This is a genomic window from Kluyvera cryocrescens NBRC 102467 (assembly GCF_001571285.1).
Lineage (GTDB): Bacteria > Pseudomonadota > Gammaproteobacteria > Enterobacterales > Enterobacteriaceae > Kluyvera > Kluyvera cryocrescens.
This window is the reverse complement of the sequence record NZ_BCTM01000009.1, coordinates 114,539-130,029: the sequence shown is the minus strand read 5'-3', so window position 1 is coordinate 130,029 and position 15,491 is coordinate 114,539. Positions and strand designations below refer to the sequence as shown.

Annotated in this window: 13 protein-coding genes; 7 read left to right on the top strand and 6 right to left on the bottom strand. The window is 55.2% G+C overall.

The window, feature by feature from the left end; all coding sequences use genetic code 11:
• Window positions 1-5 precede the first annotated feature (5 nt).
• The 3 genes from kbaY (at window position 6) to KCR01S_RS07585 (ending at window position 3,757) form a co-directional block, all read left to right on the top strand.
• A complete protein-coding gene (gene kbaY / locus KCR01S_RS07595) occupies window positions 6-878 on the top strand; it encodes a tagatose-bisphosphate aldolase subunit KbaY (protein WP_061281734.1) in 873 nt (290 codons plus the stop codon).
• Between the two features lie 121 nt (window positions 879-999).
• Window positions 1,000-2,571 (top strand): maltose/glucose-specific PTS transporter subunit IIBC, encoded by a 1,572-nt coding sequence (gene malX / locus KCR01S_RS07590; protein WP_061281732.1) that lies wholly within the window; start codon window positions 1,000-1,002, stop codon window positions 2,569-2,571.
• A gap of 13 nt (window positions 2,572-2,584) precedes the next feature.
• Window positions 2,585-3,757: a MalY/PatB family protein gene (locus KCR01S_RS07585; protein ID WP_061281730.1), complete on the top strand. Its 1,173-nt coding sequence runs from the start codon at window positions 2,585-2,587 to the stop codon at window positions 3,755-3,757.
• 103 nt (window positions 3,758-3,860) lie between these two features.
• Here the strand turns inward: KCR01S_RS07585 and rsmI are convergent, their stop codons facing one another.
• Window positions 3,861-4,724, bottom strand: coding sequence for a 16S rRNA (cytidine(1402)-2'-O)-methyltransferase (rsmI, locus tag KCR01S_RS07580; protein WP_061281728.1), 864 nt, complete (start codon window positions 4,722-4,724; stop codon window positions 3,861-3,863).
• A 62-nt stretch (window positions 4,725-4,786) separates the two neighbouring features.
• On the opposite strand from rsmI, the gene KCR01S_RS07575 reads away from it, so the two are divergent.
• The 4 genes from KCR01S_RS07575 to dolP are packed head-to-tail and all read left to right on the top strand — an operon-like array spanning window position 4,787 to window position 8,413.
• Complete coding sequence (locus tag KCR01S_RS07575) at window positions 4,787-6,874, top strand: penicillin-binding protein activator (RefSeq protein ID WP_061281726.1); 2,088 nt, start codon at window positions 4,787-4,789, stop codon at window positions 6,872-6,874.
• Entirely contained in the window at window positions 6,832-7,218 is a 387-nt protein-coding gene (locus KCR01S_RS07570; protein WP_061281724.1) for a YraN family protein, read from the top strand. Before KCR01S_RS07575 ends, KCR01S_RS07570 begins: the two co-directional genes overlap by 43 nt.
• A gap of 19 nt (window positions 7,219-7,237) precedes the next feature.
• Window positions 7,238-7,828, top strand: coding sequence for a DnaA initiator-associating protein DiaA (gene diaA / locus KCR01S_RS07565; protein ID WP_052283675.1), 591 nt, complete (start codon window positions 7,238-7,240; stop codon window positions 7,826-7,828).
• 9 nt (window positions 7,829-7,837) lie between these two features.
• Window positions 7,838-8,413, top strand: coding sequence for a division/outer membrane stress-associated lipid-binding lipoprotein (dolP, locus tag KCR01S_RS07560; protein ID WP_061281722.1), 576 nt, complete (start codon window positions 7,838-7,840; stop codon window positions 8,411-8,413).
• A gap of 18 nt (window positions 8,414-8,431) precedes the next feature.
• Here dolP and KCR01S_RS07555 read toward each other — a convergent pair whose 3' ends face one another.
• The 5 genes from KCR01S_RS07555 to KCR01S_RS07535 form a co-directional block, all read right to left on the bottom strand.
• The gene (locus tag KCR01S_RS07555; RefSeq protein WP_061281720.1) at window positions 8,432-9,070 is read right to left on the bottom strand and encodes an NAD-dependent epimerase/dehydratase family protein; all 639 of its coding nucleotides are present in this window, start codon (window positions 9,068-9,070) and stop codon (window positions 8,432-8,434) included.
• Window positions 9,071-9,272: 202 nt separating this feature from the next.
• A complete protein-coding gene (locus KCR01S_RS07550; RefSeq protein ID WP_061281718.1) occupies window positions 9,273-12,416 on the bottom strand; it encodes a CusA/CzcA family heavy metal efflux RND transporter in 3,144 nt (1,047 codons plus the stop codon).
• A 10-nt stretch (window positions 12,417-12,426) separates the two neighbouring features.
• Window positions 12,427-13,668, bottom strand: a complete 1,242-nt coding sequence (locus KCR01S_RS07545; protein ID WP_061281716.1) for an efflux RND transporter periplasmic adaptor subunit — start codon at window positions 13,666-13,668, stop codon at window positions 12,427-12,429.
• Window positions 13,669-13,673: 5 nt separating this feature from the next.
• Window positions 13,674-14,018 carry a PilY2 family type 4a fimbrial biogenesis protein gene (locus tag KCR01S_RS07540; protein WP_061281713.1) on the bottom strand — a complete coding sequence of 115 codons (345 nt, stop codon included), beginning with the start codon at window positions 14,016-14,018 and terminating at the stop codon, window positions 13,674-13,676.
• A 23-nt stretch (window positions 14,019-14,041) separates the two neighbouring features.
• The gene (locus KCR01S_RS07535; protein WP_061281711.1) at window positions 14,042-15,427 is read right to left on the bottom strand and encodes a Cu(I)/Ag(I) efflux RND transporter outer membrane protein; all 1,386 of its coding nucleotides are present in this window, start codon (window positions 15,425-15,427) and stop codon (window positions 14,042-14,044) included.
• Window positions 15,428-15,491 lie beyond the last annotated feature (64 nt).

Genomic DNA, 15,491 nt, shown 5'->3' with positions numbered 1-15,491 from the left:
GAATCATGAGCATTATCTCCACCAAATATCTTCTGCAGGACGCGCAGGCAAAAGGCTACGCGGTGCCGGCTTTTAATATCCACAACGCCGAAACGATCCAGGCGATCCTCGAAGTGTGTAGTGAAATGCAGTCTCCGGTGATCCTCGCCGGGACGCCGGGGACGTTTAAGCATATCGCGCTGGAAGAGATCTATGCGCTGTGTCGCGCTTACTCCACCAGCTACGATATGCCGCTGGCGCTGCACCTCGATCACCATGAATCGCTGGATGATATCCGCCACAAAGTGAATGCCGGCGTACGTAGCGCGATGATTGATGGCAGCCACTCACCGTTTGAAGAGAATGTGAAGCTGGTGAAATCGGTCGTCGATTTTTGTCACGCCCATGATTGCAGCGTCGAAGCTGAACTGGGGCGCTTAGGTGGCGTAGAAGACGACATGAGCGTCGATGCGGAAAGCGCATTCCTGACCGACCCAATGGAAGCTAAACGTTTTGTCGAACGTACTGGCGTAGACAGCCTTGCCGTAGCCATCGGCACCGCCCACGGCCTGTATACCAAAAAACCTAAAATCGATTTCCAGCGTCTGGCAGAAATTCGTGAAGTGGTGGACATCCCGCTGGTGCTGCATGGCGCAAGCGATGTTCCCGATGAATACGTTCGTCGTACCATCGAACTCGGCGTGTGTAAGGTCAACGTTGCGACTGAGCTGAAAATCGCCTTTGCCGCCGCGGTAAAAGAGTGGTTTGCGGAGAACCCAGAAGGTAATGACCCGCGCTATTACATGCGCGTCGGTATGAATGCGATGAAAGAGGTGGTGCGTAGCAAAATAAATGTATGCGGCTCAGCGAATAGGCTGCTCCCAACACAGCATGCCTAATATGCAGTGTTTAATTAGATAATAAAAATATTAATAACAACCCACCTCTCATTTTGTAAAGGTCATGAGTATTTTCTCATGACCTTCATATTATACTGATAGAAATAATGGAGTACTCTACATGACACAGGAAAATTCTATAAAGTCGCGAGTATGGGAGTTTTTTCAAAGTCTGGGTAAAACATTTATGTTCCCCGTATCGCTATTAGCGTTTATGGGTTTGTTATTAGGTATTGGCAGTTCAATTACCAGTCCTTCCACCATTAAAAGCTTTCCTTTTTTAGGCGGTGAGTTAACGCAGTTAACCTTTGGTTTTATTGCCACCGTCGGGGGCTTTGCATTTACCTATTTACCGGTTATGTTTGCGATTGCCATTCCCTTTGGGATGGCGAAAAGAAACAAAGCTGTTGGAGCTTATTCAGGGTTTGTCGGCTATATGCTGATGAATATGAGCATCAATTATTATCTGACGGTGACACACCAGCTTGCGGATGCAGCCACCATGAAGCAGGTCGGCCAATCCGTCGTACTCGGTATCCAGACTCTGGAGATGGGGGTGCTAGGCGGCATCATTGCCGGTGTTATCACCTATTTCCTGCACGAACGCTTTCAGGACACCGTGCTGCATGATGCCTTTGCCTTCTTCAGCGGTATCCGCTTTGTTCCTATTATTACCTCTCTGACGCTGTCGATCGTCGGCCTGGCTATCCCGCTTCTGTGGACCTATGTGGCCATGGGTATCGCCGGTATTGGTCATATCATCCAGAGCACCAGCGTCTTTGGCCCCTTCCTTTACGGCGTTGGCGTACTGCTGCTCAAGCCTTTCGGTCTCCACCATATTCTGCTCGCCATGGTGCGTTTCACCCCGGCGGGCGGCACTGAAATCGTTAACGGCCATGAAATTGCCGGTGCTTTGAATATTTTCTACGCCGAACTGAAAGCGGGCCTGCCTTTCAGCCCACACGTGACTGCCTTCTTGTCACAAGGGTTTATGCCAACCTTCATTTTTGGTTTGCCAGCGGTGGCGTTTGCTATTTATCGGACGGCGAAACCCGAGAACAGACCGATTATTAAAGGATTATTACTTTCCGGAGTGTTAGTTTCCGTTATTACCGGCATTTCCGAGCCTATTGAATTCTTATTCCTTTTCATTGCCCCTGCACTGTATGTATTCCATATTATCATGTCAGGCTTAGCCTTAATGGTGATGGCACTATTGGGAGTGACCATTGGTAATACCGACGGTGGGATTCTCGACCTGTTAATTTTCGGGGTAATGCAAGGAACCTCAACTAAATGGTATTTATTATTCCCCGTCGGCGTGGTGTGGTTTGCGGTCTACTTCCTGGTATTCCGCTGGTATATATTAAAACACGATATTAAAACCCCAGGTCGTGAAGATTCTTCTGATGGTGCATCACAAGCAGTAGCCGCAAATACCAAAGCGCGCGGCAAGTCAAAATACGATCACGGTCTTATTTTGAACGCTCTCGGCGGCAAGGAAAATATTACATCACTGGATAACTGCATCACCCGCTTACGCCTGGTGGTGAAGGATATGACGAAAGTCGATCAGCAAACGCTAAAACAGGCCGGTGCACTTTCCGTGGTCGTCCTTGATGCGCATAGTGTTCAGGTCATTATTGGCCCGCAGGTTCAGGGCGTAAAAACCGGCATTGAAGCCTTAATTTAACCAGGAGTTGGAGATGTTCGATTTCGATAAAATCATCGAGCGTAAAAGCGATAAGTGCCGTAAATGGGACCACGCATTTGTCTGCTCTCGCTTCGGAGAGGTGCCACAGGATTTTATTCCACTGTGGATTGCCGACATGGATTTCACGTCACCGCCCGCCGTCATTGATGGCTTCCAGCGGATTGTGGAGCACGGAACCTTTGGCTACACCTACAGCTTTGATGAATTTTATGCTGCCGTGATCGGCTTCCAGCGCGATCGCCACCATGTCAACGTCGAGCGCGACTGGATAACCCTCACCTACGGCACCGTTTCTACGCTGCACTACCTGGTGCAGGCATTCTGTCAGCCTGGCGATAGCGTGATGATGAATACGCCGGTTTATGACCCGTTTGCCATGGCGACACAGCGTCAGGGCGTACAGGTACTGGCGAATCCGCTAAAAATTGAAGATAACCGCTATCATCTCGACTTTGCGCTTATCGAAGATCAGCTCAAGCGCCACAAACCAAAGCTATGGCTTTTATGCTCTCCGCATAATCCGTCCGGGCGCATCTGGACGCTGAGCGAAATTCGCCAGGCTTCGGATCTTTGCCAGCGCTATGGCGTTGTTCTGGTGGTCGATGAAGTGCATGCCGAACACATTCTGACGGGTGAATTCACCAGCTGTCTGACAGCTGGTGGGGCGGCTCAGGACAATCTGATTCTGCTGACCTCACCCAATAAGGCATTTAATCTGGGTGGGCTCAAAACGTCGTACGCCATCATCCCGGATGCGCAGCTACGTCAGCGTTTTCGCCAGCAGCTGGAAAAAAACTCCATTACTTCCCCCAATATTTTTGGCGTCTGGGGAATAGCGCTAGCCTATCAGCATGGTCTACCTTGGCTCGACGCGCTCAACGGCTATCTGCGTAGCAACGCTCACTATCTTGCTGACGCCATTCAAACACATTTTCCAGAGTGGAAGATGATGACGCCAGAGTCATCTTACCTGGCGTGGATCGATGTCAGCGGCAGCGGGCGTACGGCGACGGAAGTGGTGAACCATTTCGCCCACCATGCAGGGGTCATTATTGAGGATGGTAGTCATTATGTTCAGGATGGCGAGCGTTTCATCCGCATTAACTTTGGCACACAGCGCTACTGGCTGGAACAGGCGATAGAGAGGATGCGAAAGCAATCCTGATGCCCAGAAAAAACAAAGGCAGATAACTTTCGCCATCTGCCTTTTTCTTTGCGATTCAAAGCGCGTTATCGGGCAACCGAAACACGCAAGTTCGGCCTATTGCTTACTCCCCCTGCTGCTCCAGGGCATACTTATACAGCGCGTTTTTCTTCACGCCGTGAATTTCCGCCGCCAGCGCCGCCGCTTTCTTCAGCGGTAGCTCACTTTGCAGCAGCGTCAGGGTACGCAGCGCGTCGGCCGGCAGTTCGTCATCCTGCGCTTTATGGCCTTCGACAATCAGCACCATTTCACCCTTGCGACGGTTTTCATCCTCTTTCACCCACGCCAGCAGTTCACCTACCGGCGCGCCGTGAATGGTTTCCCAGGTTTTGGTTAGCTCACGGGCCAGCACCACATAGCGCGCTTCCCCCCACACCGCGACCATATCCTCCAGGCTATCGAGAAGACGGTGGGTAGATTCGTAGAAAATCAGGGTGCGCGGTTCCGTTTCGATTGCCTTCATCGCATCGCGGCGGCCTTTGGATTTGGCCGGCAAAAAGCCTTCGTAGCAGAAACGGTCTGACGGCAGCCCTGCGGCACTCAGCGCGGCAATCGCTGCACAAGGCCCCGGCAGTGGAACCACGCGGATACCGGCTTCACGGCAGGTGCGCACCAAATGGTAGCCAGGATCGTTTATCAGCGGCGTGCCGGCATCGGAAACCAGCGCGATGTTCAGCCCCTCTTTGAGCTTATCCACCAGCATTTGTGCTTTTTGTTGCTCATTGTGATCGTGCAGCGCAAACATCCGGGCGTTAATTGCGAAGTGTTGCAGCAATAAACCGGTATGTCGCGTGTCTTCAGCCGCAATTAAATCAACAGCTTGCAATACTTCTAGCGCTCGTTGGGTAATATCAGCCAAATTTCCGATAGGAGTAGGTACAATAAAGAGTTGGCCTTGAGTATTATCCGCCGATTCGTGTTGTTTCATTGTTTAGTCCGTATTGCCGATTTAATATTGAGCATTGCGTAAAAAATATCACTGGATACAGTATGGTACCCTCAACATTTTCTCGTATGAAAGCCGCGCGCTGTCTGCCTGTTATCCTGGCTGCGCTGATTTTTGCAGGCTGTGGAACCCAGGCTCCCGATCAGAGTGCCGCCCAACTTCAGGGTGCGACGCAGGCTGACTCCGGCTTTTATCTGCAACAGATGCAGCAAAGCTCGAATGATAGCAAGACCAACTGGCAATTACTCGCCATTCGTGCACTGCTGAAAGAAGGTAAGAGCCAGCAGGCGCTGGAATTGTACAACCAGCTGCCGCAGGAGCTTAACGCTGCACAGCGCCAGGAGCAGTCGCTGCTGGCCGTTGAGGTAAAGCTGGCGCAGAAAGATTTTGCCGGCGCACAGGCATTACTGCAAAAACTCAAAGCCGATGATTTCGACAGCGCACTGCAGGCGCGTTTCTGGCAAGACACCATCTCCGCCGAGCAGGGCAAACCATCGCTGACGCTACTGCGGGCGTTGATTGCTCAGGCTCCGCTGCTGGCGACACAAGCGGAAAAGCAGCAAAACAGCGATGCCACCTGGCAGGTGCTCTCCTCCATGACTCAGGCGCAGGCAAACGCGCTGGTCATCAATGCCGATGAGAACGTCCTGCAAGGCTGGCTGGATCTGCAGCGCGTCTGGTTTGATAACCGCAACGATCCCGACATGATGAAAGCCGGGATTAAAGACTGGCAGACTCGCTACCCGCAAAACCCGGGGGCGAAAGTGTTGCCGTCACAGCTGGCCAACGTGCAGAGCTTTAAACCGGCTTCGGTCAATAAAATCGCCCTGCTGCTGCCATTAAGCGGCCAGGCGTCGGTCTTTGGCCGCACCATTCAAAAAGGCTTTGAAGCGGCGAAGAACGGTATCTCACCGGTGAGCGGCAGCGCCGTACCTGAGCAGGTGGCGCAAGCGGCGTCCACGGATGTTATCAGCCCATCGCAGGCGGAAATTACCGATCTGACCTCCCCACAAACCCAGGCACCGGTCCAGGCACCAGCGGCCGCAGCACCGGTTCAGGCCGCGGCCACCGCCCAATCAGACACCACAGCAACACCAGAGACAGCAGAGCCTTCACCCACCGCGCAGCCACAGGCTGTCGCGAGCGTAGCGGCAAACCCATCCGCCGAGCTGAAAATTTATGACACTTCCGCCCAGCCGCTGAACCAGATTCTGGCACAGGCGCAGCAGGATGGCGTTAGCCTGGTGGTCGGCCCACTGCTGAAAAACAACGTTGATGAGCTGCTGAAAAGCAACACCTCGCTGAACGTACTGGCGCTCAACCAGCCGGAAAACGTGAGCAATCACGCCAACATCTGTTACTTCGCGCTCTCTCCTGAAGATGAAGCCCGCGATGCCGCGCGACATATCCATGAGCAGGGCAAACAATCTCCGCTGCTGCTGGTACCGCGCAATACCCTTGGCGATCGCGTGACGCAGGCCTTTGCCGATGAGTGGCAGAAGCTGGGCGGCGGCACGGTGCTGCAGCAGAAATTCGGTTCGCTGTCTGAACTGCGCGGCGGCGTGAACGGCGGTTCCGGCATTGCGCTGTCCGGCACGCCGGTTATCTCCACCCAATCGCAGCCGCAGGGTGTGACCATCGGCGGCCTGACTATCCCAGCCGCCCCAACCGACGCACAGATTACCGGTAGCGGTAAGGTCGACGCTGCCTATATTCTGGCAACGCCGGAAGAAATTGCCTTTATCAAACCGATGATTGCGATGCGTAACGGCAGCCAGAGCGGTTCTCTGCTGTATGCCAGCTCGCGTAGCGCGCAGGGCACTTCAGGCCCGGACTTCCGTCTGGAGATGGAAGGCCTGCAATACAGCGAAATTCCAATGCTGGCTGGCAGCAATCCGGCATTGATGCAGCAGGCGCTGCGTGCGGTCAACAATGACTACTCGCTGGCTCGTCTGTACGCGATGGGCGTTGATGCCTGGGCGCTGGCGAATCATTTCGCCCAGATGCGCGGCATGCCGGGCTTCGAGATCAACGGCAATACTGGCGATCTCAGCGCCAACCCGGACTGCGTGATTAACAGGAAGTTATCATGGCTCAAATACCAACACGGACAGGTGGTCCCCGCCAGTTAACCACTAAACAGCGCGGCGATGCGGTGGAACTCCGCGCGCGTCGCTGGCTGGAAAAGCAGGGGCTGAAGTTTATCGCCGCCAACGTGCATGAACGTAGCGGCGAGATTGACCTGATTATGCATGACGCTACGGTAACGGTGTTTGTCGAAGTCCGTTACCGTTCGTCCGCGGCCTACGGCGGTGCAGCCGCCAGTGTGACCCGCAGCAAACAACAAAAATTATTACAGACTGCCCGCTTGTGGCTTGCCCGGCACAATGGGAGTTTTGATACTGTGGATTGCCGTTTCGATGTGTTAGCCTTCACGGGCAATGAGATCGAATGGCTCCAGAACGCTTTTAGCTAACAGAATGTAAAGGGATATCGTGCTCGAAAGAATTAAAGTGTGCTTCACCGAAAGCATTCAAACCCAAATCGCGGCGGCGGAAGCGCTTCCGGACGCTATCTCCCGAGCAGCGATGACCCTGGTACAGTCACTGCTTAACGGCAACAAAATTCTCTGTTGTGGCAACGGTTCTTCTGCGGCCAACGCACAGCATTTTGCTGCCTGCATGATTAACCGCTATGAAACCGAGCGCCCTGGTTTACCAGCGATTGCACTAAACAGTGATAATGTGGTCTTAACCGCGATAGCGAACGATCGTCTACACGAAGAGATCTACGCCAAGCAGGTACGCGCGCTGGGTCACGCCGGCGACGTGCTGCTGGCTATCTCTACGCGGGGTAACAGTCGCGATATCGTCAAAGCGGTCGAAGCTGCCGTTACCCGTGATATGACCATCGTCGCCCTCACCGGCTATGACGGTGGTGAGCTGGCGGGCCTGCTGGGGCAACAGGATGTCGAAATTCGCATCCCTTCGCACCGCAGCGCGCGTATTCAGGAAATGCATATGCTCACGGTTAACTGCCTATGCGATCTGATTGATAACACTCTTTTCCCACACCAGGACGACTAAGGAGAATAAATGAAGGCAATTTCGACCCTCGCAGTCCTTATTTCCGCATTGCTGCTTCAGGGATGCATTGCCGCCGCCGTTGTTGGCACGGCCGCAGTCGGCACCAAAGCCGCTACCGATCCGCGTACAGTGGGAACTCAGGTGGATGACAGCACGCTGGAAGTTCGCGTGAACAGCGCCCTGTCGAAAGATGCACAGATTAAGAAAGAAGCCCGCATCAATGTGACCGCGTATCAGGGCAAAGTTCTGTTAACCGGTCAGGCGCCGGATCTGAGCCTCGCCGCGCGTGCGAAGCAGATTGCCGTCGGCGTAGACGGTGCAACGGAAGTCTTCAACGAAATTCGTCAGGGGCAGCCAATCAGCCTTGGTACCTCGTCTTCTGATACATGGATTACCACCAAAGTTCGTTCTCAGCTGTTGACGACCGACCAGGTGAAATCCTCCAACGTGAAGGCGACAACGGAAAACGGCGAAGTGTTCCTGATGGGTCTGGTTACCGACCGTGAAGGCAAAGCCGCAGCCGACATCGCCAGCCGCGTGAGCGGTGTTAAGCGTGTCACCACTGCGTTTACCTACATCCAGTAAGCATGCTGCCCGGCAGATTCACTGCCGGGCCATTTCTCTAAGCTGTCGTGACGACAGTATCGTCAGCGGAACCGTTCCTGGCTCCTTCGCCATTTTCAGCATCGCTTTCGCCACATCTTCCGCCTGAATCGACTTCCAGTTTCCCGGTAGCAGACTAAACAACGGCGCCAGCAGCTGTTCGTTGAGCCGAGGCAAACGTCGGTCGCCCAGCAGCATAGACGGACGCGCTAGCGTCAACGTTGACCAGCCTTGCGCAATCAGTGCCGCCTCCGCTTGTCCTTTGACGCGATTGTAAAAGAATGGCGATTGGGTATTCGCGCCCATCGCGCTAACCACCAGCATCTGCTGCGCACCAAGCCGGAGCCCCGTGAGTCCCGTTTCCACCACCAAATCGTAGTCAACGTAAGTGAACGCTGACTTCGAACCCGCCTCGCTCTGCGTGGTGCCCAGACAACAAAAGACGGTATCAACTGGTGTATTCACTTCCGCCAGCGCCTCGCGCAGGTCGGCATTATGCGGATTGCCAATACCGAAAGCGTGTTCCAGCGGTCGGCGAGTGGGAGCGATGATGGATTCGACCTGCGGCTCGCGGCGCAGCATGTTGAGTAAGTGCCCACCAACCAGACCGGTGGCACCGGTGATGAGGATATGGTACATGTCATCGCTCCTTGTATTCCCGACGTCGCGTCACTTGGCCGGGTCATGAGTGTGGTTCCGAATGTTGTCCGCCACCCTTTGGCGAGATGCTGTTCACTTACCTCAATGCATTAGGGGAAACACCGGGATTGGGTTCCCGGAGGGACACCCAACCCGATGGTCGCCCCGGGTAGCTCAATCTTAAATGAACAGCCCCGTGCGATTATCCGTGGTGTTTATTGCGCTGTAACGCTATCAATTTATAAGCCGCAGGGATAATAAACAACGATAGCAGCGGCGCGGTGATCATGCCGCCAATCATCGGTGCCGCGATGCGGCTCATCACTTCTGAACCCGCACCGGTTCCCCATAGAATAGGCAACAGACCGGCAATAATCACGGCGACGGTCATGGCTTTAGGCCGAACGCGCAGTACCGCACCGTGATACAGCGCGTCATCCAGGCGTTCCTCACTGAAGGTTTTCGGGTCCTGCAGCGCTGGATCGGCCTCGATGGCATGGCGCAAATACATCAGCATGACCACCCCAAACTCGGCCGCCACCCCAGCCAGCGCAATAAACCCGGTGCCCGTTGCCACCGACATGTGGAACCCTTGCCAGTAGAGGAACCAGATACCGCCGACCAACGCAAACGGCAGGCTCATCAGAATCAACAGCGCCTCTTCCACCCGGCGAAAAGCCAGATACAGCAGAATGAAGATAATCATCACCGTCATCGGCACCATCAGCTTGAGTTTTTTGTTGGCGTGCTCCAGAAGCTCAAACTGACCGGAGAAAGCCACGCTGGTACCGGGTTTTAGCGTGACGCTGCGGTTAATCGCGGTTTGCAGATCGCGCACTACCGAGACCATATCGCGGTCTCGCGCGTCGATATAAATCCAGCTCGCCGGGCGGGCATTTTCCGTTTTCAGCATCGTCGGACCGGAAACCACCTTCACCTGCGCCACGTCACCCAGCGTAATTTGCTGTTTACCGGGAGTCAGAATCGGTAGCTGACGCAGCGCCGTCGGGCCATCGCGGAATCCCTGCGGATAGCGGATGTTGATCGGGTATCGCGCCACACCTTCCACGGTCTCCCCGATCGTTGCCCCCCCAATGGCGGATGAGACAAACAGCTGCACATCACCCACGGTCATCCCGTAGCGCGCGGCTTTTTGTCGGTCGATATCCACATCAATATAGCGCCCACCTTCCAGCCGCTCTGCCAGCGCAGAGACGACGCCGGGCACCGTTTTTGCGACCGTTTCAATATGCTGCGCCGCCTCATCAATGTCGGCTAACGAAGTGCCCGACACCTTGATTCCAATCGGGCTCTTAATCCCGGTGGACAGCATATCAATACGGTTACGAATCGGTGGTACCCACAGGTTCGCCAGCCCCGGCAGACGCACGGTGGCATCGAGTTCGTCGATAATTTTGTCGAGGGTCATTCCCGGCCGCCACTGATCCTGCGGCTTAAGCTGGATCGTGGTTTCAATCATCTCCAGCGGCGCAGAGTCGGTTGCCGTCTCCGCTTTACCCGACTTACCAAATACCGAGGCCACTTCCGGCACCGTTTTAATCAGCTTATCGGTTTGTTGTAGCAGCACCGCCGCCTGCCCCGGCGAAATCCCCGGCAGCGTTGATGGCATGTACAGCAGGTCACCTTCGTTGATCTTCGGCAAAAATTCACCGCCCACTTTGCTGAGCGGCCACAGCACGGTAAACATCGACAGCAGCGCAACCAGCAGCGTCAGCTTCGGCCGGCGCAGCACTTTCAGCAGCAGAGGATGATAGAGAGCGATCAGAAAGCGGTTCAGCGGATTGCTCGCCTCTGCGGGGATCTTCCCCTTGATCCAAAACCCCATCAGAATCGGGATAACCACGATCGCCAGCGCGGCTGCCCCCGCCATGGCGTAGGTTTTGGTAAAGGCCAGTGGGCCAAACAGCCGTCCCTCCTGCCCTTCAAGAGTGAAGATCGGGATAAATGACAGAGTAATAATCAGCAGGCTGATAAACAGCGCCGGCCCCACTTCTACCGCAGCGTCGGTGATCTCCCGCCAGCGGGTGCTGTTGTCCATCAACTGCCCTGGATGAGCCTCCTGCCAGTGCTCCAGCCGCTTGTGGGCGTTCTCGATCATCACGATCGCCGCATCCACCATCGCCCCTACCGCGATGGCGATCCCACCCAGCGACATAATATTGGCATTCAATCCCTGGAAGTGCATGACAATAAAGGCAATACACAGTCCCAGCGGCAGCGAGACGATCGCCACCAGCGCCGAGCGCAGATGCCAGAGAAACAGCGCACAGACCACTGCCACCACGATAAATTCTTCAATCAGCTTCGATCGCAGGTTGTCGATAGCCCTGTCGATAAGCTGGCTACGGTCATAGGTGGTCACCACCTCAACGCCCGCAGGCAGGCTTTTTTGCAGCGCAGCCAACTTCTCTTTCACCGCCGTAATCACTTCACGGGCATTTTTGCCGGAACGCAGTAAGACCACGCCGCCCGCCACTTCACCTTCACCGTTAAATTCCGCGATCCCGCGGCGCATTTCCGGGCCAATCTGCACCCGGGCCACATCTTTCAGATAGATCGGTACGCCGTTCTCTCCGGCCTTCAGGACAATGTGATTAAAATCATCGAGGCTTTTCAGATAGCCCGTCGCGCGGACCATATATTCCGCTTCAGCCATTTCAACCGACGATCCGCCCGCTTCCTGGTTGGACGAAGCTAGCGCCTGTTTGACCTCACTTAAGCTTATGCCGTACTGAGCAAGCTTCATCGGGTCGACCTGCACCTGATACTGCTTCACCACCCCGCCCACCGAGGCGACTTCCGCCACGTTGGGGATCGTTTTCAGCTCATACTTCAGGAACCAATCCTGCAATGAGCGCAGCTCTGCCAGATCGTGTTTGCCGCTTTTATCCACCAGCGCATATTCAAAAATCCAGCCCACCCCGGTCGCGTCGGGGCCAATTTCTGAACTGACGCCCTGCGGCAGTTTGCCCTGTACCTGATTTAAATACTCCAGCACGCGCGAACGCGCCCAGTACAGATCGGTACCGTCTTCAAAAATGACGTATACGTAGGAGTCGCCAAACTGCGAGAACCCGCGGACCGTTTTGGCACCCGGTACCGACAGCATGGTAGTGGTCAGCGGATAGGTAACCTGATTTTCGACAATCTGCGGCGCCTGGCCTGGGTAGCTGGTTTTGACGATCACCTGCACGTCAGAGAGATCCGGCAGCGCGTCAACCGGCGTATTTACGATGGTCCAACCGCCCCACAGGCTCAGAAATAACACCCCCATCATCACCAGGAAGCGGTTGGCGACCGAGCGCCGGATAATCCATTCAATCATCGCCGTCTCCTTAATGCCCGGTATGGGCGTCGGCGGAATGGCGCATTCTGTCCAGCGCGCCGCTAATATTGGCTTCAGAATCAATCAGGAACAGGCCATTCACGACAATCGATTCCCCCGCCGACAGCCCACCCGCAATGCCCGTTTTATCCCGGAATTCATGCAGCACCTGAATCTTCTTCGGCACAAATTCACCGTTGCTATCCACCGCGATCACCCGCTGCTCATCACCGGTATCAATTACCGCCTGTGACGGGATCAACAGCATTTCGTCGCTTTGCGCATTGAGCTTCAGATAGGCATTCATACCGGGCTTGAGCAGTTCATCGGGGTTATTGACCTGCAGGCGGACCTGCAGCGTGCGGGTCGCCGGATCGACGCTCGGCAGAATGGCGGTTTTTTGGATCGTGAAGTTTTTTCCGGGATAAGCCGGAATAGAAACCGTAAACCGGGTGGAATCGTTGAGCAGATAGGCAATCGACTCTGGCACTGCGGCGCTGATCCACACCGGATCCATGCCCTGGATTTGCGCCACCACGTTGTCTTTGGCGATATTCATTCCGCTTTTCAGGCTGAATGCGGTAAGCACGCCGTCGATGGGCGCGGTAAGGGTAAACTGCGTCTGTACGCGCCGCGTGGTGCGCATGCGTTGAATATCCGCTTCCGGCATCCCCGCCAGCCTCAGGCGTTCAAGCACGCCTTCCAGTTGGGTCGCGGTACCACCAGAATTGGCCAGCAGCAGGTATTCGCTCTGCGCCTCAACCCATGACGGGATCGTCACCGCTACCAGCGGTGTGCCCTTGCGGACTTTATCGCCTACCGTCAGTGGGTAGACCTTCTCAATAAATCCTTCGGCCCGCGCCTGGACAATCACGAACTGATATTCGTTATAGCTGACGTTCGCCGGGAGGATTTGCGTATAGTCGAGCCGCCCCTTGCTGACCTTGGCGGTACGTAGCCCCAGGTTGTGCACCTGCGTTGGGTCAATACGCACGCCGCTCGACTGCGTATCTCCGCCTTCATCGGCGTATTTTGCCACCAGGTCCATATCCATAAATGGCGATTTACCGGGCTTCTCAAAGCGCACGTCGGGCTTCATCGGATCGTACCAGTACAGCACCTTGCGTTCAGCCGGCGAGGATTCCGCCTGCGCTGCGGGCGCCATAAAGTGGCTAATGGCGGCTGTCGACAGCCCGCCAATGATCAGGCTGCCAACCATTGCGGCCGTATATTTTAATTTGGCTGTCGTCATCGTGATTACAGCGCCTTGATGTCCTGAAGAAGGGAAAGATTACCCTGCTGAACGAAGCTGAAGTTAACCTGCTCGCCTTCTTTGAGCTGTTTAATCGCCTCGGTCGGCTCGCTAAAGGTGAAACGCATGGTCATCGCTGGCCAGCCAATGGCAGGGATCGCTTGATGGTCGATGGTGATCTTCTTCGCATCCATATCGATGCGTTTGACGATGCCAGTCCCCTCAATAACCTGCGCTTTCGCGCTCATATCCATCATCTGTCCATGGCCGTCATGCTGCATTTCTGCGGCCTGTACTTTCATCGCCAGCATCATAAAAACGCCGCCCATCAGAGTGATAAATTTACGCATATCTCAAGACTCCTGAATTAAAGTTAGGCTTTCCAGCCGCCGCCAAGGGCGCTGAACAGATTGATTTCATTAACCTGCTGGGAATAAATCAGATCGAGGATCGTTTGCCGGGTGGCGAACAGCGAACGCTCGGCATCCAGCACTTCGATATAACTCACCGCCCCGCTGGCATAGAGCGCGCGGGCGCGTTGCGAAGTGATTTGCAGCGACGCCAAATAGCGCTGCTGGGCCACCAGTTGCGCCTGAATGCTGTCACGCAGCGAGAGTGTGTCGGCGACCGCTTTAAATGCCGCCTGAATTTTTTGTTCGTAGTTCACCACCGCCTGGCGCTGCTTAACGTTCGCCAGCGCGAGGTTGGCTTCGTTACGTCCGGCGTTAAAGATGGGCAGATCAATCTTCGGCACAAAATTCCACATGCCGCTGCCCGCGTTAAACAGGCTGGAGAGCGTTGCGCTGCTGCTCGAAACGCCGCTGGTCAGAGTAATCGATGGGAAAAATGCTGCTCGCGCCACCCCGATATTGGCATCTGCCGCACGGAGCTGATGCTCAGCCTCCATAATGTCCGGGCGCTGAAGCAGGATCGTGGAAGAGAGATTCGCCGGCAGCGGCAGCGGGTGGACCGACTCGGCAGAGGATACGCTGGCGCTTAACGGGGTACTGTAGTTACCCAACAACTGCTGGAGCGTATGGTTAGCCTGCGCCAGTTCGCCTTCACGCTGAGCGATATCGGCGCGGGTGCTTTCAATCACCCCGCGTGCCTGTTCCAGCGCCAGCACGTTGGTACTGCCAGTCACCAGTTGCTGTTCCACAAAGGCATAGGACTGCTGATAGTTTTTCAGCGTTTCTTTGGCAATCGCCAACTGGGCGGTCAGCCGACGCTGATTGAAATAGGCCTGGGAGACATTGGTCACCACCACGATTTGCGCCGCGCGCTGGGCCGCATGGCTGGCGAAGACGTTCTGCCTGTCGGCTTCACTCATGTTTTTCAGCTTGCCGAAAAAGTCGAGCTCGTAGCTGAGATTCAGCCCCACATCGTAGCTTTTGGTGGTGGATTTTTGCCCCTGAAGATCGCCTTCGTAGTTTGCGCCAGAGGTACCATTAAGCTGCGGATAACGCCCGGCATCGGTCACGTTATACTGCGCGCGAGCGGCTTCCACGTTCAGCACCGCCATACGCAGGTCGCGGTTGTTACGCAGCGCGACATCAATCAAGCGCCTGGCCTGCGGGTCAGCGAAAAAGGTTTGCCAGCCGGTCTCTTGCCATTGGCTGCCGGTCGGCACCAGCGCGCCCTGGGAGAGCGAAAACTGTTCCGGAACCACCTTTTCGGGCGGCCGATAGTCCGGCGCCAGCGAAGTACAGCCGGCCAGAATAAACGCCATCATCAGCGTCAGCGGTTTGAGAGTAAGCATGTCACGTCCTGTTCAGCCAAATCAGAAGGGGCTGGTAATGTGCATACCTTACGGGAGTGACTCT